Raw genomic sequence first — 17,562 nt, 5'->3', positions numbered from 1 at the left:
GTTTTTTTGTATCTAAATAAGGTCTGAATTTCCATTAGAAAACTTCTTGCGGCTCCAGCGGCCCGAATTCCTTATCCCCTTCACCCTGAGTTCTCAGTTTTTCCAACGCTTCAGGGTCATTTCCTTTCTGTATAATAATCTCAACCCGGCGATTGGTACTGCGATTTTCAATAGTGTTATTCGGTGCTAAGGGTTTCGTATCAGCAAAGCCTATAACCGTAAATCGTGCCTGGTCTATACGCGGATCGGCAAACAGTTCATGTCCTACTGCCAGTGCCCGGGAAGTCGACAGCCCCCAGTTAGACTCATAACGCCCGCCGGAAACCGGGATATTATCGGTATGTCCTTCGATGGCAACTTTACCGCTGACATTAAGTAGTACATCACGAATTTTGGCAATTATCGGTATATAAGCAAATTTAAGTTCTGCAGAACCTGAGTCAAATGAGCCTTTTTCTTTCACCCGAATAACAATCTTCTTGCCATCCGTCGCCACTTCAACACTGCCTTGCCCAATCTCCTGACGCAGCGCAGCCGCAAATTCAACCGCTTCCTCCTGAGCCTCAGCTTCCGCCTTAGCCTCGATTTCTTCCAGCATCTGCCGTAACTCTTCAGCAGTTTCTCCCTGCTGCTTATCACTGACCTCGGACTCTCCCTCTTCTGTCCTGACATCGAGGGTCTGCATATTATTATTAATCGTCATCTGTCGGACTTCATTCAGAGGTGTCGGTTCGGGACGACCGGGACTGAACTCCTGAGCAATAATACTGGTACCTTTCGGAATATCCTGAACTTTAACCTGATTCTGAACACCAAACGCTTCGCGCATCGAACCGGCCAACTGCTTGAATTTCAGCACATCCATTTCAGAAAATGACAATAGAAGTACGAAGAAACACATCAGCAGTGACATCAAGTCACCAAAGGTAGCCAGCCACCCCGGCAAACCCGCCGGGCAGGGGGGACACTTATGCTCTTCTTCACTCATTCTGCTATCCCCTACTCTTCAGCGACCGCGCGCTTTTTCTCAGGAAGATAGTTGCGCAGCATCTGCTCAATAACACGGGGATTTTGTCCTGCCTGAATCGCCAGCAAGCCATCAATAATCAGCGACTGATTAAGTTCTTCTTCTGCTTTGCGCGCATCCAGCTTATCTGAAACGGGTAACGCAAACATAGTCGCCAGCATCGCGCCGTATAGTGTTGTCAGCAGCGCAACTGCCATCGCCGGACCGATCGATTTCGGATCAGACATATTGGATAGCATCTGCACCAGGCCGACCAGCGTACCGATCATGCCCATACCTGGGCCCACATCGCCTATCGCTTTAAAAATATCAGAACCATATTCATGGCGTTCTGTCGTCAACCCTTTCTCTTTGTTCAGCAGGGCTTTGACAATGTCGGGATCATGCCCGTCCACCAGCAGCTGGATTCCCCGCTGCATAAAGTCAGTACTGACTTCCTTATCTTCCAGAGACAGCAATCCACCTTTTCGCGCAGCGTCTGCCAGATCCACAGTTTCAGCGATAATATCTTCGGGTTTAACTGATTTAAATTTGAACGCCTTTCCAACAACTTTGCCTACCGCCAGAAAGTGCGCCAATGGAAACTTCATCAGTACAACAAAAAGACTTCCGCCAATAACGATCAACAATGACGGAACGTTTACAAAAACACCGATATCACCGCCTGTAACCATCGCAGCAATTACGATACCAAAGGCGCCTATAATACCGACGAGCGACGCTATATCCACGCTTCATTCCCCAAATCAATAAGTTAGTCAGGCCATCCAAACAATCAACAGCACCTATATAAAAATCTGTGATTGCTGGCATACCTATTTAGCTGTAGCTAGATAGTATCAAAAAAATAACCGGGTTCACCTATTTAGCACTGTTTCTAGTACAATTTATTGGTCTGATTGACCAAAACCGGCCTGTCCGGTAGTTTGTCGCCTTTTTAACGGTTCCAACCCGACGGTACACTCTATGCCTGCAAAGAAGAAAACACCCGATTTTGAAACCTCTTTGGCACAGTTGGAGACGATGGTCACCCAGCTTGAGCAGGGAGAGTTGTCTCTTGAACAGTCTCTGCAAACGTTTGAGCAAGGTGTCAGCCTGACCCGCGACTGCCAGTCCATTCTCGCCCAGGCAGAACAAAAAGTGCAGATGCTGATTCAGCAAAATGGGGAGTTAAAAGAGGTTCCCTTTGATCTGCCAGAGGAGTGACCTGATGGAAGGAAAGCTTTTGCTACAGCAGTATCAGAAAAGAGTTGAGCAACAGCTGGAAACCGTACTGCAAAAAACCTGTGATGCTGAGCGGGTTCGTCTGGCGATGAACTATTCGCTGTTTAACGGTGGCAAACGGGTGCGGCCAGTACTGGTCTATATGGCAAATCAACTGTTGAACGGTCAACTAGCACAGGCAGATTCTGCTGCCTGCGCAATCGAGTGCATCCATAGCTATTCACTGGTACATGATGACCTCCCGGCGATGGACGATGACGAGCTGAGACGCGGTAAGCCGACCTGCCATATCGCCTTTGATGAAGCGACCGCAATCCTTGCCGGTGATGGGCTACAACCACTGGCTTTCGAACTGCTCGCTACCGATAACGGTCTGTCAGCTGAGATTCGCCTGCAGATGGTTAGCGTAATAGCCCGTGACAGCGGCTATCTGGGCATGGTGGGCGGCCAGTCCATCGACCTGAGCAATGAAGGGCAACAGATCAGCACTGAGCAACTGGAGCTGATGCATCGACACAAAACCGGCGCTCTGATCTGCGCCAGTATAGAGATGGGCGCACTGTCCAGTAACCATGCCAGCAAAGCAGATCTGCACGCACTTAAAAGCTACGCCAACGCTATCGGTCTCGCATTTCAGGTAAAGGACGACATTCTCGATATTGAAGGCAGTACAGAAACCTTAGGCAAACCCCAGGGCTCTGACCTACAACATGAAAAATCAACCTACCCAGCGCTCTTGGGTATGGAGGGCGCTAAGCAAAAACTAGCGCTGTTAAACGAGCAAGCCCACGCAAGTATCGCGGACTTCGGTGACGCGGCACAACCACTGCACTGGCTGGCAGACTACATTGTTGAACGACAGTACTGATCACTATGTTCTACTCGATTCCTGAATCCCGCCCGGCTACCCCCTTGCTGGACAGCATCGCGTCACCCGCTGACCTGCGACAGCTATCCCCTGAGCAGCTGCCCAAAGTCGCCGAGCAACTGCGAGCCTTCTTACTCTATTCTGTCGGCCAGACCGGCGGGCATTTTGGCGCCGGTTTAGGTGTGATTGAATTAACGATAGCGCTGCACTACCTACTAAAAACGCCGGATGATCATCTGATCTGGGATGTCGGCCATCAAAGTTATCCCCATAAGATTCTCACCGGTCGTCAGGATGCCCTACTGAGCATCCGTCAGAAAGAAGGGCTAGCCCCTTTTCCTCGTATCAGTGAAAGTCAGTACGATGATTTCGGTACCGGGCACTCCAGTACCTCGATCAGTGCAGCCCTGGGAATAGCTATTGCAGACCGCCTGCAGGGTTTTGAACATAAGACTGTCGCTATCATAGGGGATGGCGCAATGACGGCAGGGATGGCATTTGAGGCCCTCAATCATGCCGCCCATACCAATGCCGACCTGTTGGTTATCCTGAATGATAATGATATGTCGATCTCCCGGAATGAGGGTGGACTGGCAACTTATCTGGCAAAAAACCTGAAAGACAAGATGGGTGCCACCACTGCAGCATTGTTTGAAGCAGTTGATTTTCACTATAGCGGCCCCGTCGATGGCCACGATTTCGAAAAACTAGTACCGGCATTGCAACTTGCGCTCAACTCTCAGGGACCACAATTCCTTCACATCACAACCCTGAAAGGCAAAGGGTTCGCCCCCGCAGAGAAAGACCCGGTTGGCTATCATGCGATCACCAAGATTGAGCCTATCACTCAGCCTCAATCCGCCCCCAAAGCTAAACCACCAAATTACGCCCACATATTTGGCCGCTGGATCTGCAATCTGGCTGAGAATGATATGCGCACCGTCGGTATAACCCCGGCGATGAGTGAAGGCTCCGATCTGGTCGCGTTTTCGCAACGCTTCAGCGAACGTTTTTTCGATGTCGCTATCGCAGAACAGCACGCTGTCACTCTGGCAGCAGGTATGGCTTGCCGAAATATGAAACCGATCGTGGCGATCTATTCGACCTTTTTACAGCGGGCCTATGATCAGCTTATCCATGATGTCGCGATCCAGAACCTTGATATACTTTTTGCCATAGACCGGGCAGGCCTGGTGGGCGAAGACGGGGCAACCCACGCAGGCTGTTTCGATATCAGCTATCTGCGCTGTATTCCCGACATGGTTATTATGACTCCTTCCGACGAGCAGGAACTCTGCAACCTTTTGCAAACCGGCTATGATTTTAATGGCCCGGCAGCGGTTCGTTACCCCCGGGGTACGGGGCCTGGACGCAAGGTCGAAAAAACAGAACCGGTCCCCCTTGGCAAAGCCCACCTTATCCGTCAGGGAACACAGGGAGCACTATTAAACTTCGGCCCGCTTCTGCAAGAAGCGAAAGCAGCGGCGGAGCAACTTAACCTTACCTTGGTTGATATGCGTTTTGTTAAACCACTTGACCGGAAAATGATTGATAAGCTGGCCAGGGAACACCCTCTGATAATCACACTTGAAGACCACTCAATCAAAGGCGGAGCGGGATCCGAAGTAAGTGAGTACCTACACTCTAAACAGTACAGCAATCACTTACTTTGCCTGGGCATACCGGATCGCTGGATTGAGCACGCAACACGTTCCGAACAATTAGAAGAGTGCGGGCTGGATTGCCAGGGAATAGTTGCAGCGATCGAAGAGCGACTGTCTTAGCCCCCGATAAAACAGGATAAAAAAAACCGGCCTCAGCCGGTTTTTTTTTCGCGTAGCGCTTAGTCATCATCCTGAAAATGATGTTCGCTCATCAGATGTCCTAACTTACCCATTTTAGTCGCGAGGTATTCTTCGTTATGACGATTTTTACCCACTTGCAGGGGCACCCGCGCAGCTACATTCAACCCATACTTTTCTAATGCCTTCACCTTACGTGGGTTATTGGTCATCAGATTTACACTCTGGATGTTCAGGTGCTCAAGCATTAGTTTACACATGCTGTAATCACGCATATCAGCGGCAAAGCCCAGTTTTTCATTGGCCTCAACCGTATCCGCTCCACCGTCTTGCAGATGATAGGCTTTAATTTTGTTCAGTAGACCAATACCCCGGCCTTCCTGACGCAGATAGAGAAGAACACCCGCGCCCTCTTCGCTAATCCGCTTCAATGCTTCCTGCAACTGAAAACCACAATCGCAACGCAATGAGAATAGCGCGTCACCGGTGAGGCATTCTGAATGGATGCGCGCCAGTACCGGCTTACCCGAATCCAGCTCACCAAAAGTCAGTGCCACATGTTCTTTCCCTGACTCCAGGTCTTCAAATCCCACCATGGTAAAAACACCCCAGGGGGTCGGCAGCTTAGATGATGCGACGTACTTAACGGACACTAAGGAATTCCTTCAAAAAATAAGGCGGTTATTCTAGCAGTGATATCTGTTTTCACATACCCCTGAAATGGGGGCGTTATCAGAATATTAAAGGTGTATGAGGTTAATTTTAGTCTGGAAGCTCCAGATCAACCCGACGTGGCAGCACTACCTGAACCTCCAGCCCTCCCAATCGCTGAGAGGAGTCCAGCATCAGTTTGCCCTGATATTGACGCACGATCTCAGTGATAATACTCATGCCCAGACCGTGTCCAGTGGTAGACTCATCAAGTCGTTCACCCCGATTTAGTAAGCGTTCACGCGCGTCCGGCGGTATTCCCGGACCATCATCCTCGACCACCAATTCAAGACAGTGATCATCCATATGCGCTTTAATCCGAACCTGACTCCCAGCCCACTTACTGGCGTTATCCAGTAGATTACCCATTAACTCTACCAGGTCATCACGCTCACCAGGAAAATAGCTTTTTGCACTGATATCTAATTCAAAAATTAGTGCTTTTTCACGATAAATGGCTTTCAGTGTGCGTGTTAGTTTTTCCAGCTCTTCGCCAATATAGATCCGCTGACCTGGCAGTGCAGCCCCGGCAATCCTTGCCCGGGTCAGTTCACGTTCGATCATCTCCCGCAGCCGTGCAGACTGTTCTTTAATCGCTTCCCCCTGATCAATATCCTCTTCGAGAAGCACATCAACATGACGGTCAATAACGGTTAAAGGTGTTTTCGCCGCGTGAGCCAGATTACCCACCGCATTACGGGAACGTTGTAATCGCAACTCCATGTTCTGGACCAGATAATTTATCTCAGTCACAAGAGGCTCGATCTCCGTCGTATTCGTTGAAGACAGTTGACGTATATTGCCCGATTTTAAGCGCGAGATATCTTTCTTTACATCAATGAGAGAGCACAGGCCGCGGCGAATAATAAAGATCTGTAGCGTCAGCAGGACAACCAACCCCAGGGTTCCCAGGCCGGCCAATAGCCAGCCTAATTGGCTGAGAGATTCCTCGATACGACTGATATCTTCAGCCAAGATCACTTGAATCTCTCGCCCTTGTTTCATAAATGTTTTTGAATAAACCAGCGTCGGCTTATTATTCTGTTCAATCAGGCTGATATTTTCCTGACCAATGTCATTTCCCCCGGTCGAGGGTATCTGAGCATCCCAGAGGGAACGCGAATAAAACCACTTCCCATCAACGGCTACTTGGAAATAGTGTCCAGACATAGGCTGCTGGTATACCGAGGATGTGTTATCAAGATTGATTCGCCAGCCAGAACCGATATCCATCTCCACCGCCCGTAAGACAGAGTACGCATCACTGTTCAGCCGGGAAGCAACAAATTCATAGGCCATCTGCCGCAGAAACCAGCTTTGCCCCAACCAGAACAGTCCGAAGAGGACGAGCGTGACGACAATAAAGTTAACGTTAAGCCGCGACTGGATCGACCTCAACGGCTGGCTCCGAACACATAACCCTGGCCACGTTTTGTGGTAATCATTTCGTGTCCTATCTTTTTTCGCAGCATTTTAATGTAGGCTTCAACAACATTACTGTCATTTTCGGCGCAGTCATCATACATATGCTCCACCAGCTGCAGTTTCGATAAGACTCTGCCAGGGTTGTGCATCATATAACGCAGTAATCGATACTCAGTGCCCGTCAGAGCGACTTCCTGCCCCTCACGAAGCACCGACTGAGTATTCTCATCTAAGGTAAGACCTGAAGTCTCTAACTGGGAACTGATCTGTTGATTGGCTCGTCGCAGCAGCGCCGTCATTCTGACCAAAAGCTCTTCAGTATGAAAAGGTTTAGGGAGGTAGTCATCAGCGCCTGCATCAAAGCCGTCCACCCGCTCTTGCCAGGCGCTACGTGCCGTCAGAATCAATACCGGAATATTGTTCTTCTGCGCTCGCCAGTGTCGCAGAACTTCCAGACCCGGTTTATCAGGTAAGCCCAGGTCCAGAATAACCAGATCATAGATATCCTCTTTACCCATGATCTGTCCATCAATACCATTAACCGCCAAGTCGACTGCATAACCGTTACGCGCCAGCGATGTTTTCAGTTCAGGCCCCAGTGCTGCATCATCTTCCACCAGCAAAATTCGCATCGGCTTACACTCTCCCTATTTGTTATCGACTGTGACCGGATCGGTGACAACACCACTACGAGCATCCACATAGAGCATATTCACCATGCCATCGGCACTGGCAATCTCCATCTCATAAATATACGACTGCTCATCCTGCAGCAAACGAGTATCTATAATCTTACCTTCCGATAGCCGGTTTACCAGCTCCATCAGTTCTGTCATAGAAAGAATTTCGCCTTCCTGAACCAGTAACCGACAAGCCTCGTAGTCCAGCGCTTTAATCCCGGAACCACCACTATATACGGGCGTCGTCAAACTAAAGACGGCCAAAAAAACTGCTGTGAATATCATTTTCATAAAAGCTCCCGGGGAATCAAGAAACTGATTCAAACGCCCCATTTATACTAACAAACAGACGTATTACAGCTTTAGATTAACAAGGGTGTCTGAAATTAAACTGAAAACGAAGCCTTTTGGCGACAGAATAAATTACAAGAATAGCGCGAGTAACTGCAAGCACGCCAGCGCCATCAGACCCGCTAGAATATCATCCAGCATAATCCCCAGGCCTCCTGCGACTTTCTTATCCGCCCAGCTGATAGGCCAGGGTTTGATAATATCAAACAGCCTGAATAGCACAAAACCGATGATAATCCATAACCAACCGGGCGGTGCCGCAAACATCGTCAGCCAGTAACCTACGAACTCATCCCAGACGATGCCACCATGATCGTGCACCCCCATATCATCAGATGTTTTACCGCAGAGGTAGATACCTACGACAGAGGTCAGTAACAAGATAGCCGCGTACCAGGGAAGCGCCAGGGGCTGCATCAGCAGAAAAAAGGGTATAGCCGCCAGCGTCCCAACAGTCCCCGGAGCCCAGGGTGCTGCTCCACTTCCCAGACCAAAAGCCAGAAAATGCACAGGATTACGCCATACAGAAGCAGGAGCTCGGTTCATTGTTTAAAACCTTTATCTGAAAAATGATTATATCCATGGGGCTCTACCGGCCAGATTTCACCCTCTTCGGCCAGCACAATACCGGGCGTGTCAGTAATCTGACCTATACAGGTGACTGCCACATCGTGTTCACGCAACACCCAGGCCAGCTTAGGTTCAGACAGAAGAGGAACGGTAAAGCAGAGTTCAAAATCTTCACCACCGCTCAACGCCCACTCCCTCGCCTTTTTTTCCCCTACCCAACGATACAAGGACTGAGAAATAGGCATCTCCCCAGGATTCAACATCGCGCCCACATGACTGGCTTGAAGAATGTGATTCAGGTCGGCCAGTAAACCATCGGATATATCGATTGCTGACGTCGCAAAGTCAGCAACCAGGAGCGCTGTATCAAGACGCGGTTCGGGGTTGTAAAAGCGTTTCTGCAAGTAGGGCACCTGCTCGCCAACAATATGCTTCAGAACGGTTTCCAGGCCACCTCTGGAATCACCCAGCGTTCCGGTGACAAAGATCCGATCACCCGGTTGTGCGCCCCGGCGAAGCAAAGCTTTACCGGGCTTGGTCCAGCCATGCACTTGTACACTCAGTGTTAGCGGACCACGGGTCGTATCACCCCCTACCAGTCGAACACCATACTGAATGGCAAGCTCGCTAAGCCGGGTACTAAAAGCTTTCAACCAGGAATTGTCTGTTTCAGGTAGCGTCAGTGCCAGCGTAAAACACGCAGGAACAGCCGCCATTGCAGCCAGATCACTCAGTGCTGCACCCAATAGACGAGAGGCAACTTTATCACCCGGGGTTCCTGGTGGAAAATGCGTCCCCTCGACCATCGTATCAATCGATACTACCAGCTCATAGCCGGCTGGCGGGGCGATAACCGCACAGTCATCGCCTACTGACAAACGAACAGAACCAGACCTATCACTTCCCACTTCTGAGAAGTAATGCTGGATCAGTTCAAACTCGTCCGCCATTAAACTGCTATTTACCGCGTTTCGCGTTAATCTCAGTCATACGTACCCGGGCAGCTAGTTTGTCCAGAATGCCATTCACGTATTTATGACTTTCAGTCGCACCGAAGATTTTTGCCAGATCGACACTCTCGTTAATCACCACTTTGTAGGGCACAACGATGCGATGAACCAGCTCAAAGCTTCCGATACGTAACACTGCACGTTCAATGGGATCCAGATCCTCTAATGCCCGATCAAGAAACGGCTCGTAAGCTTTATCCAGATCGGCAACATTGGCAGGCACGCCATGTAACAGCTCGCCAAATAGCGTCAGATCTGTACCGGACATGTCGTTATCCATACGAAACTGCAATTCGATATCATTCACCGCATTGCCCGACATCTGCCACTGATACAGCGCCTGTAGTGCGAAACTACGGGCGGCGCGGCGCATCTCTGTACGAGAGGGCTTCTTTGACTTTTTAGGCGCAGGTGTATCGCTCATCTTAAACCTCTAACTGACGAAGCAAGCTAACCATTTCCAGTGCAGAAAGGGCTGCTTCAGCGCCTTTGTTACCCGCCTTAGTACCTGAACGCTCGATCGCCTGCTCAATAGAGTTAACAGTCAAAATACCGTTAGCCACTGGAATACCTGAATCCAGAGAAACCTGAGCAACACCTTTAGAGCTTTCACCGGACACATATTCGAAATGCGGCGTGCCGCCCCGAATAACTGCACCCAGCGCGATAATCGCATCATCTTTCTTCTGCGAGGCCAGTTTTTGCACCGCCAGAGGAATTTCAAATGCACCCGGTACCCGGATAACACGGATCTTTTCTTCAGCAACACCATGGCGCTTTAGAGTATCAATCGCACCGTCTAACAGGCTTTCAACAACAAAGCTGTTAAATCGACCCACAACAATCGCGTATTGACCGTTACCGGTCAGGAAATCACCTTCAATATATTGAACTGACATATTCTTCACTCTTCACATGCAATGTAATCGACAATTTCCAGGTCAAAACCTGAAATCGCATTAAACTTCATAGGTGAACTCATCACCCGCATTTTACCTACACCCAGATCCCGTAGAATCTGAGAACCGGTACCGACTGTCAGGTAGGAACCGGAAGCACTGATATTGTGCTGTCTAATCTTTTTCTCTGTCTTAAGCATAGCGTTCAGAGCAGTCCCAAGATCGACTCGCTCGCCGGTATCCAGCAGCAAGACAACCCCTTTACCCTCTTCAGCAACGCGCTTTAGCGCCCGGCGCATGGTCCATTTCAACTCTTCGCCCTGAGCAGCACCAACCACATCTCTCAGGACTTCAGTACGCAGATGAACCCGTACTGCAGTAGGCTCATTTTCATCAATATCGCCCAGCGTTAATGCCAGGTGAGCACAGCCCTGAATTTCATCCCGATACGAAACAAAATTAAAGTCACCGAATTCAGTCGGCAAGGTACCTTCATCTTCACGCATCACCGTGTGTTCATTGGTGGTACGGTAATGGATCAGGTCCGCGATAGTACCTATCTTCAAATCATGTTTCTGAGCAAACTCTTCGAGATCAGGGCGACGCGCCATAGTGCCGTCAGCATTCATAATTTCAACGATAGCTGCCGATGGAATCATGCCTGCCAAACGAGACAAGTCACACCCGGCTTCTGTATGGCCTGCACGGCTCAAAACACCACCTGGTTGCGCCATCAGAGGGAAGATATGGCCTGGCTGGACAATATCTTCCGCCTTAGCATCCAGACGCACCGCAGTTCGCACTGTGTGTGCACGATCCGCGGCGGAGATACCGGTTGTAACACCTTCAGCTGCTTCAATCGACATCGTAAAGTTGGTCTCGAACTGAGCACCATTACTCTTCACCATCAATGGTAACTTTAGTTGCTCGCAACGCTCTTGCGTCAGAGTAAGACAGATCAGACCACGGGCATGAGTCGCCATGAAGTTGATATCATCAGCCCGCACCATCTCAGCTGCGATAACCAGATCGCCTTCATTTTCCCGATCCTCATCATCCATCAGGATAACCATTTTACCCTGACGAATATCTTCAATCAGTTCCTGGGGGGTATTCAGTTTCATTCAGCCTATGCCTCTGTTGCCGGTTAGCGGCGGTTCAGGAAGCCTGCAGCAGCGAGGGTAGACATACTCACCCCACCGGCTGGCTCCGTTGTATTAGTATCAGCATCATCGGTGTAGTTGATCAACCGTTCCATGTAACGAGCAATAATATCAACTTCCAGATGTACCTTTCGACCAGCCTGATAGCTGGCTATTATCGTTTCTTGTGCGGTATGGGGCACAATATTCAAGTCAAATGTATGCCCCTCTACCGCATTTGCGGTGAGGCTTACGCCATCGACCGTTATTGAGCCTTTTCCCGCTATGTAACGGGCAATCGTTTTGGGCGCACTGATTTTATACCGAATTGAGCGGGCGTCCGCTTCAACAGATATAATTTCACCCAAGCCATCTACGTGACCGGTGACAATATGACCGCCAAACCGGGTAGTTGGCTGCATCGCTTTTTCGAGATTAACCCGTTCTCCCGGCGCCAGATCTGGAAAGCGGGAGTGAACCAGGGTTTCTCTGGAAACATCAGCCCAGAAACCATCACCCGGCAATGCCACTGCGGTCAGACAAACACCGTTAACAGCGATGCTGTCACCCAGCTTAACATCCGACAGATCCAGATCACCGGTACGAATATAAAGACGCAGATCTCCCTGCACCTCTTCAGCAGCAGCAATCACTCCCACCGCTTCAATAATTCCGGTAAACATTAATGTTTCTCCTGCCGGGGAATCAGCGTAAGGCGCAGATCATCGCCCAGCGCCCGACTATCCCGTAGAGTGAAGTTTATCTGTTCACTCATGTTATCCAGCGGTAGCAGAAACATCGGTCGGGCTCTGCTACCCAATAATTTCATCGCCTGATAGAGAACCAGTTCATCCACCAGCCCCTCTTCTATAAAGGCTCCGGCCAGAGTGGCCCCGGTTTCTATCAGTACTTCATTACAGTCTCTGAGGGCCAAAGCCTTTAACAGCTCCTGAAGATTAATGCCGCCGTGCTGTCCGGGGAGTTTTAGCCATTCGGCTTGCTCTATATCCGCAATAAAAGCCGGTGCATCGACACAGCTGACAATCAGTGTTTCACCTGGCAAACGTAACATCTTTGCCTGCTCTGGCATCCGCCCAGAACTGTCTAATATAACGCGCAAAGGCTGACGTGCAACTACTTCGGTCGCATTTTCCAGTCCCAACTCAGATTCGCGTACCGTCAGGGCAGAGTCATCTTTGATAACAGAACCCACTCCACTGACAATAGCAGAACTACGCGCTCTTAAACGTTGCACATCCTGTCGTGCCATTGGCCCGGTAATCCACTTACTTTCACCGGATGCCATCGCCGTGCGACCATCAAGGCTGGCGGCCATTTTCAATCTGACAAATGGCATACCTGTCACCATTCGCTTAATAAACCCCGGATTCAGTTCCCGGCACTGGGCTTCCATCAGCCCCGTACGTACTTTGATACCCGCCTGTTCCAGCTTACGAACACCCTTTCCTGAAACTTGTGGATTAGGGTCGACCATACCCACCACGACTTCAGACACCCCGGCATTGATCAACCCGTCTGCGCAGGGCGGCGTTTTACCGAAGTGGCTACAGGGCTCCAGCGTAACGTAGGCGGTACAACCCTTTGCACGTTCGGCAGCACTTCGTAGGGCATTCACTTCCGCATGGCCTTCACCGGCTTTACGGTGGTAGCCTTCTGCAATCTGTTCGCCATCTTTTACTAACACGCAGCCAACCCGGGGATTGGGTGCCGTGGTATAGAGCCCCTGCCAGGCGATCTGCACCGCCCGGGACATAAATTTGTGGTCTGTAACACTCCAGTCTGACATGCTGCTTACTCTGCCTTTACGGCATCCTCTTTCTGCTCTGACAGACGATCGATCTCTTCTTTAAACTCGTTAATATCCTGAAAGCTACGATACACCGAGGCAAATCGAACATAGGCAACCTGATCCAGTTTACGCAACTCGCTCATCACCTCTTCGCCTACCGTACGGGAAGGCAGCTCTCGCTCACCAGTAGCACGCAAATGCTGTTTGATACGACTAATACAAGCTTCGATATCTTCTACACTGACAGGACGTTTTTCAACTGCACGCTGAATACCGGCGCGCAATTTATCTTCATCGAAAGGTTGGCGAGTGCCATCCGCTTTAATCATGCGGGGCATCAGAAGCTCGGCAGCTTCATAGGTTGTGAACCGCTCATGGCAGGTAATACATTCGCGACGCCGGCGAATCTGCTGCCCTTCTGCAACCAGGCGTGAGTCCACCACCTTGGTCTCATGGGCATTACAGAACGGACAGTACATATATCATCCTCAAAGAGCGTAGCTGCTATTTCAGCTATAAGAGCGTTTACATTAATGCTTATAAATAGTGCTTATATAAAGACTTTGATCAAAACCTTTATATAAGCAACCGGGGCGCACAAGGCGCCCCGACAGAGAAACTGATCTGTAAAACAGTTTCTATTGTAACGGTTTACTTATAAACCGGGAAGCGGGCACAGATATCCAGAACATTCTGTTTAACTGTATTGATCACTTCCTGATTCTCGATATTGTCCAGCACATCGCAAATCCAGTTAGTCAGCTGCTCTGCTTCAGCCTCTTTGAAACCACGGCGAGTAATAGCCGGAGTACCAATACGCAGACCTGAAGTGACAAATGGAGAGCGTGGATCGTTTGGAACCGAGTTCTTATTCACAGTAATATTTGCCTGGCCCAACGCCGCATCAGCATCCTTACCTGTGTATTCTTTACCGATCAGGTCAACCAGGAACAGGTGATCATCAGTACCTTCAGATACGATTTTTATCCCGCGATCCATAAAGACTTTAGCCATAACCCGGGCGTTTTTAACAACCTGAGCCTGATACTCTTGCCACTCACTTTCCATCGCTTCTTTGAAACAGACCGCTTTAGCAGCGATGACATGCATCAGAGGGCCGCCCTGAGACTCAGGGAAAACAGCAAAGTTTAGCTTCTTCTGTAGCTCTTCATCGGCATTCGCAGACAGAATCAAACCACCACGTGGGCCACCCAGCGTTTTGTGCGTTGTTGTTGTCACAACATCAGCCACAGACAATGGACTTGGATATACACCCGCTGCAACCAGTCCCGCAACATGGGCCATATCAACAAACAGGAGTGCGCCAACTTTATCCGCAACATCACGGAAACGTTGCCAATCAACAATTCGTGAGTATGCAGAGAAGCCTGCTACGATCATCCGGGGCTTGTGCTCCAGCGCAAGACGCTCAACTTCATCGTAATCAATCTCGCCAGTTTCAGCATTCAACCCATACTGAACCGCTTTGTAGATTCGACCAGAAAAGCTAACAGCGGAACCGTGTGTCAGGTGACCACCGTGTGCCAGACTCATCCCCAGAACAGTATCGCCTGGCTGACAAAGCGCCATATAAACGGCGGCGTTTGCCTGAGAACCAGAATGTGGCTGAACGTTAGCATAAGTCGCACCAAACAGTTCTTTAGCACGATCAATCGCCAGCTGTTCTACTATATCAACATGCTCACAACCACCGTAATAACGCTTATTAGGGTAGCCTTCCGCGTATTTATTGGTCAGCTCAGAACCCTGTGCTTCCATTACCCGTGGGCTGGTGTAGTTTTCAGAAGCAATCAGTTCAATATGCTCTTCCTGACGCTTGGCCTCAGCCTGCATCGCAGCATATAGATCCGGATCAAAATCAGCGATAGTCATCTCTTTGCTAAACATTAGCGGTCCCCAAGGTTGAGATTTACACAGGCCCGGCCAGCACCATTGCAGTGGCGATAATCTGGGCCTTGGAAAAGCCGCGTATTATAGTCGAATTTATATACAAAACGCACTTGAAACTGAATCAGTTCTTTGAGAATTTCACTCATGAAGAGGATATCTGCACCAGCATTCTCAATCAGGGCAACCTCCGCACCACTTTCAGCAAGTCAGACACCCACAGAAATAGCGCCATAAAGCCCTTCACTCTATGAGAACCCGTGATGTTTTAGTCCATATCAAATGGTAATAATCGCTCTGTGCGGCTAAGATATGCGCAGTTTCGAGATAACAGTTAACAGGTTGTGTAATGGCTCAGTACGTTTACAGCATGAATCGGGTTGGCAAAGTCGTGCCACCCAAGCGTGAAATTCTTAAAGACATCTCCCTGTCATTTTTCCCAGGGGCTAAAATTGGTGTACTTGGACTAAACGGTTCGGGTAAATCTTCGCTGCTTAAAATCATGGCAGGCTTAGATCAGGAATACATCGGTGAAGCACGTCCAATGCCGGGGATTAAAGTTGGCTACTTGCCGCAAGAACCCCAACTGGATGAGAGTAAAACCGTTCGCGAAATTGTCGAAGAGGCAGTTTCCGATGTTAAAGAAGCACTGGACGGTCTTGAAGCAGTTTATGCCGCCTACGCAGAACCCGATGCCGACTTTGATGAGTTAGCGAAACAGCAAGCACGCTTTGAAGATCTGATCTCCGCAAAAGACGGTCATAATCTGGACACCATGCTGGAACGCGCCGCTGATGCGATGCGTCTGCCACCCTGGGACGCCGAAGTTAAACACTTATCGGGCGGTGAACGCCGTCGGGTTGCTCTCTGTCGCCTATTACTCGACAAGCCAGATATGCTGTTGCTGGACGAGCCAACCAACCACCTGGATGCGGAATCAATCGCCTGGATTGAGCGGTTCCTGCAGGAATACCCGGGTACCGTTGTGGCGATCACCCACGACCGGTATTTCCTGGACAATGCCGCCGGCTGGATTCTGGAACTGGACCGCGGTCGCGGCATTCCATACGAAGGCAACTACTCTAGCTGGCTGGAGCAGAAAGAACATCGCCTGGAGATGGAATCTAAACAGGAAGCGGCCCACCATAAAGCGGTTAATGCCGAGTTAGAATGGGTACGACAGGGCCAGAAAGGACGCCAGGCTAAATCTAAAGCCCGTTTGCGTCAGTTTGAAGAGATGAATTCCCGTGAATTCCAAACCCGCAACGAAACCTCTGAGATTTATATCCCGCCGGGTCCTCGTCTGGGTGAAAAAGTTATCGTACTGGATAACGTTACCAAGTCCTTTGGCGATAAAGTCTTGTTTGAAGATCTGTCGTTAAGCATTCCTCAGGGCGCTATTGTCGGTATTATCGGTGGTAACGGTGCCGGTAAGTCCACTCTGTTCAAGATGATCACCGGACAGGAAAAACCTGATGCCGGCAGTATCGAAATTGGCGAGACAGTTAAACTGGCCTATGTTGACCAGAGCCGCGATCTTGCCGGCGAGAAAACCGTCTGGGAAGAGATCTCTGATGGCCAGGACAATATTATTGTCGGTAACTACACCTCTTCTTCTCGCGCCTATTGCGGCCGTTTCAACTTCAAAGGCTCCGACCAGCAGAAGTTTGTTAAGGACCTCTCGGGCGGTGAACGTAACCGCCTGCATATGGCCAAGTTGCTGAAAGAGGGCGGTAATGTGCTGCTGCTCGACGAGCCAACTAACGACCTTGACGTTGAAACCCTGCGGGCACTGGAAGAAGCGCTGCTGGCATTCCCTGGTTGTGCGGTAGTCATCTCTCACGACCGCTGGTTCCTGGACCGGGTATGTACCCACATGCTGGCTTACGAGGGTGAATCTAACGTTGCATTCTTTGAGGGCAACTATACCGAATACGCTGAAGATTATAAAAAGCGGCACGGTAAAGACCACCAGCCTGAGCGAATCAAATACAAGCGTATGGCCAAGTAGTAATCCAGCATTAAGCGCTTTGCAGAAAAAACCGGCCCTCAGGCCGGTTTTTTTATTCCTCATGCTGAGTAATCCTGCAGGTATTCCCGGCGGACAATTTGCTCTAAACTAAAAGGCAATTTGC

At 49.8% G+C, this 17,562-nt stretch carries 19 protein-coding genes; 4 read left to right on the top strand and 15 right to left on the bottom strand.

Features of this window, described 5'->3' with window-relative positions; genetic code table 11:
- Positions 1-34 precede the first annotated feature (34 nt).
- Together AMJAP_RS01735 and pomA are read right to left on the bottom strand one after the other, a co-directional pair.
- Entirely contained in the window at positions 35-988 is a 954-nt protein-coding gene (locus AMJAP_RS01735; protein WP_019620896.1) for a flagellar motor protein MotB, read from the bottom strand.
- An 11-nt stretch (positions 989-999) separates the two neighbouring features.
- A complete protein-coding gene (gene pomA / locus AMJAP_RS01730; protein WP_019620897.1) occupies positions 1,000-1,758 on the bottom strand; it encodes a flagellar motor protein PomA in 759 nt (252 codons plus the stop codon).
- 235 nt (positions 1,759-1,993) lie between these two features.
- Here pomA and AMJAP_RS01725 point away from each other — a divergent pair, with 235 nt between their 5' ends.
- From AMJAP_RS01725 to dxs, 3 genes are read left to right on the top strand one after another with little or no spacing between them, the layout of a single operon-like run.
- The gene (locus AMJAP_RS01725; protein WP_019620898.1) at positions 1,994-2,233 is read left to right on the top strand and encodes an exodeoxyribonuclease VII small subunit; all 240 of its coding nucleotides are present in this window, start codon (positions 1,994-1,996) and stop codon (positions 2,231-2,233) included.
- Between the two features lie 4 nt (positions 2,234-2,237).
- Positions 2,238-3,119, top strand: coding sequence for a polyprenyl synthetase family protein (locus tag AMJAP_RS01720; protein ID WP_019620899.1), 882 nt, complete (start codon positions 2,238-2,240; stop codon positions 3,117-3,119).
- A 5-nt stretch (positions 3,120-3,124) separates the two neighbouring features.
- Positions 3,125-4,903 carry a 1-deoxy-D-xylulose-5-phosphate synthase gene (gene dxs, locus AMJAP_RS01715; RefSeq protein WP_019620900.1) on the top strand — a complete coding sequence of 593 codons (1,779 nt, stop codon included), beginning with the start codon at positions 3,125-3,127 and terminating at the stop codon, positions 4,901-4,903.
- Positions 4,904-4,962: 59 nt separating this feature from the next.
- Here the strand turns inward: dxs and ribA are convergent, their stop codons facing one another.
- The 13 genes from ribA to glyA form a co-directional block, all read right to left on the bottom strand.
- A complete protein-coding gene (ribA, locus tag AMJAP_RS01710; RefSeq protein ID WP_019620901.1) occupies positions 4,963-5,574 on the bottom strand; it encodes a GTP cyclohydrolase II in 612 nt (203 codons plus the stop codon).
- Positions 5,575-5,683: 109 nt separating this feature from the next.
- Positions 5,684-7,030 carry an ATP-binding protein gene (locus AMJAP_RS01705; protein WP_156815136.1) on the bottom strand — a complete coding sequence of 449 codons (1,347 nt, stop codon included), beginning with the start codon at positions 7,028-7,030 and terminating at the stop codon, positions 5,684-5,686.
- On the bottom strand, positions 7,027-7,689 hold the full coding sequence (locus tag AMJAP_RS01700; RefSeq protein WP_019620903.1) for a response regulator transcription factor: 663 nt from the start codon (positions 7,687-7,689) through the stop codon (positions 7,027-7,029). Before AMJAP_RS01700 ends, AMJAP_RS01705 begins: the two co-directional genes overlap by 4 nt.
- Positions 7,690-7,704: 15 nt before the next feature.
- Complete coding sequence (locus tag AMJAP_RS01695) at positions 7,705-8,028, bottom strand: PepSY domain-containing protein (protein WP_156815137.1); 324 nt, start codon at positions 8,026-8,028, stop codon at positions 7,705-7,707.
- A 132-nt stretch (positions 8,029-8,160) separates the two neighbouring features.
- Positions 8,161-8,634, bottom strand: a complete 474-nt coding sequence (locus AMJAP_RS01690; RefSeq protein WP_019620905.1) for a phosphatidylglycerophosphatase A family protein — start codon at positions 8,632-8,634, stop codon at positions 8,161-8,163.
- Positions 8,631-9,608 (bottom strand): thiamine-phosphate kinase, encoded by a 978-nt coding sequence (gene thiL / locus AMJAP_RS01685; RefSeq protein WP_019620906.1) that lies wholly within the window; start codon positions 9,606-9,608, stop codon positions 8,631-8,633. Before thiL ends, AMJAP_RS01690 begins: the two co-directional genes overlap by 4 nt.
- Before the next feature lie 7 nt (positions 9,609-9,615).
- Positions 9,616-10,092, bottom strand: a complete 477-nt coding sequence (gene nusB, locus AMJAP_RS01680; protein WP_019620907.1) for a transcription antitermination factor NusB — start codon at positions 10,090-10,092, stop codon at positions 9,616-9,618.
- 1 nt (position 10,093) lies between these two features.
- The gene (gene ribH, locus AMJAP_RS01675) at positions 10,094-10,567 is read right to left on the bottom strand and encodes a 6,7-dimethyl-8-ribityllumazine synthase (RefSeq protein WP_019620908.1); all 474 of its coding nucleotides are present in this window, start codon (positions 10,565-10,567) and stop codon (positions 10,094-10,096) included.
- A 5-nt stretch (positions 10,568-10,572) separates the two neighbouring features.
- Positions 10,573-11,691 carry a bifunctional 3,4-dihydroxy-2-butanone-4-phosphate synthase/GTP cyclohydrolase II gene (gene ribBA / locus AMJAP_RS01670; RefSeq protein WP_019620909.1) on the bottom strand — a complete coding sequence of 373 codons (1,119 nt, stop codon included), beginning with the start codon at positions 11,689-11,691 and terminating at the stop codon, positions 10,573-10,575.
- A 23-nt stretch (positions 11,692-11,714) separates the two neighbouring features.
- On the bottom strand, positions 11,715-12,392 hold the full coding sequence (locus tag AMJAP_RS01665) for a riboflavin synthase (protein ID WP_019620910.1): 678 nt from the start codon (positions 12,390-12,392) through the stop codon (positions 11,715-11,717).
- Complete coding sequence (gene ribD / locus AMJAP_RS01660) at positions 12,392-13,516, bottom strand: bifunctional diaminohydroxyphosphoribosylaminopyrimidine deaminase/5-amino-6-(5-phosphoribosylamino)uracil reductase RibD (RefSeq protein WP_019620911.1); 1,125 nt, start codon at positions 13,514-13,516, stop codon at positions 12,392-12,394. Before ribD ends, AMJAP_RS01665 begins: the two co-directional genes overlap by 1 nt.
- Positions 13,517-13,521: 5 nt before the next feature.
- On the bottom strand, positions 13,522-13,998 hold the full coding sequence (gene nrdR / locus AMJAP_RS01655) for a transcriptional regulator NrdR (protein ID WP_019620912.1): 477 nt from the start codon (positions 13,996-13,998) through the stop codon (positions 13,522-13,524).
- A 172-nt stretch (positions 13,999-14,170) separates the two neighbouring features.
- Positions 14,171-15,427: a serine hydroxymethyltransferase gene (gene glyA / locus AMJAP_RS01650; protein WP_019620913.1), complete on the bottom strand. Its 1,257-nt coding sequence runs from the start codon at positions 15,425-15,427 to the stop codon at positions 14,171-14,173.
- Between the two features lie 349 nt (positions 15,428-15,776).
- Between glyA and ettA the strand changes: the two genes are divergently transcribed.
- Positions 15,777-17,438 (top strand): energy-dependent translational throttle protein EttA, encoded by a 1,662-nt coding sequence (gene ettA / locus AMJAP_RS01645; protein ID WP_019620915.1) that lies wholly within the window; start codon positions 15,777-15,779, stop codon positions 17,436-17,438.
- Positions 17,439-17,562: the final 124 nt, after the last annotated feature.

Origin of the sequence: Amphritea japonica ATCC BAA-1530 (genome assembly GCF_016592435.1) — a bacterium.
Taxonomy (GTDB): Bacteria; Pseudomonadota; Gammaproteobacteria; order Pseudomonadales; family Balneatricaceae; genus Amphritea; species Amphritea japonica.
This window is presented reverse-complemented; position numbering and strand designations above follow the sequence as displayed.

Bases quoted from the DNA above. Each gene is read 5' to 3' on its own strand.
- AMJAP_RS01735 (WP_019620896.1), bottom strand. From the start codon at position 988: ATGAGTGAAGAAGAGCATAAGTGTCCCCCCTGCCCGGCGGGTTTGCCG.
- AMJAP_RS01725 (WP_019620898.1), top strand. From the start codon at position 1,994: ATGCCTGCAAAGAAGAAAACACCCGATTTTGAAACCTCTTTGGCACAG.
- AMJAP_RS01720 (WP_019620899.1), top strand. From the start codon at position 2,238: ATGGAAGGAAAGCTTTTGCTACAGCAGTATCAGAAAAGAGTTGAGCAA.
- dxs (WP_019620900.1), top strand. From the start codon at position 3,125: ATGTTCTACTCGATTCCTGAATCCCGCCCGGCTACCCCCTTGCTGGAC.
- AMJAP_RS01700 (WP_019620903.1), bottom strand. From the start codon at position 7,689: ATGCGAATTTTGCTGGTGGAAGATGATGCAGCACTGGGGCCTGAACTG.
- AMJAP_RS01695 (WP_156815137.1), bottom strand. From the start codon at position 8,028: ATGAAAATGATATTCACAGCAGTTTTTTTGGCCGTCTTTAGTTTGACG.
- AMJAP_RS01690 (WP_019620905.1), bottom strand. From the start codon at position 8,634: ATGAACCGAGCTCCTGCTTCTGTATGGCGTAATCCTGTGCATTTTCTG.
- thiL (WP_019620906.1), bottom strand. From the start codon at position 9,608: ATGGCGGACGAGTTTGAACTGATCCAGCATTACTTCTCAGAAGTGGGA.
- nusB (WP_019620907.1), bottom strand. From the start codon at position 10,092: ATGAGCGATACACCTGCGCCTAAAAAGTCAAAGAAGCCCTCTCGTACA.
- ribH (WP_019620908.1), bottom strand. From the start codon at position 10,567: ATGTCAGTTCAATATATTGAAGGTGATTTCCTGACCGGTAACGGTCAA.
- ribBA (WP_019620909.1), bottom strand. From the start codon at position 11,691: ATGAAACTGAATACCCCCCAGGAACTGATTGAAGATATTCGTCAGGGT.
- AMJAP_RS01665 (WP_019620910.1), bottom strand. From the start codon at position 12,392: ATGTTTACCGGAATTATTGAAGCGGTGGGAGTGATTGCTGCTGCTGAA.
- ribD (WP_019620911.1), bottom strand. From the start codon at position 13,516: ATGTCAGACTGGAGTGTTACAGACCACAAATTTATGTCCCGGGCGGTG.
- nrdR (WP_019620912.1), bottom strand. From the start codon at position 13,998: ATGTACTGTCCGTTCTGTAATGCCCATGAGACCAAGGTGGTGGACTCA.
- glyA (WP_019620913.1), bottom strand. From the start codon at position 15,427: ATGTTTAGCAAAGAGATGACTATCGCTGATTTTGATCCGGATCTATAT.
- ettA (WP_019620915.1), top strand. From the start codon at position 15,777: ATGGCTCAGTACGTTTACAGCATGAATCGGGTTGGCAAAGTCGTGCCA.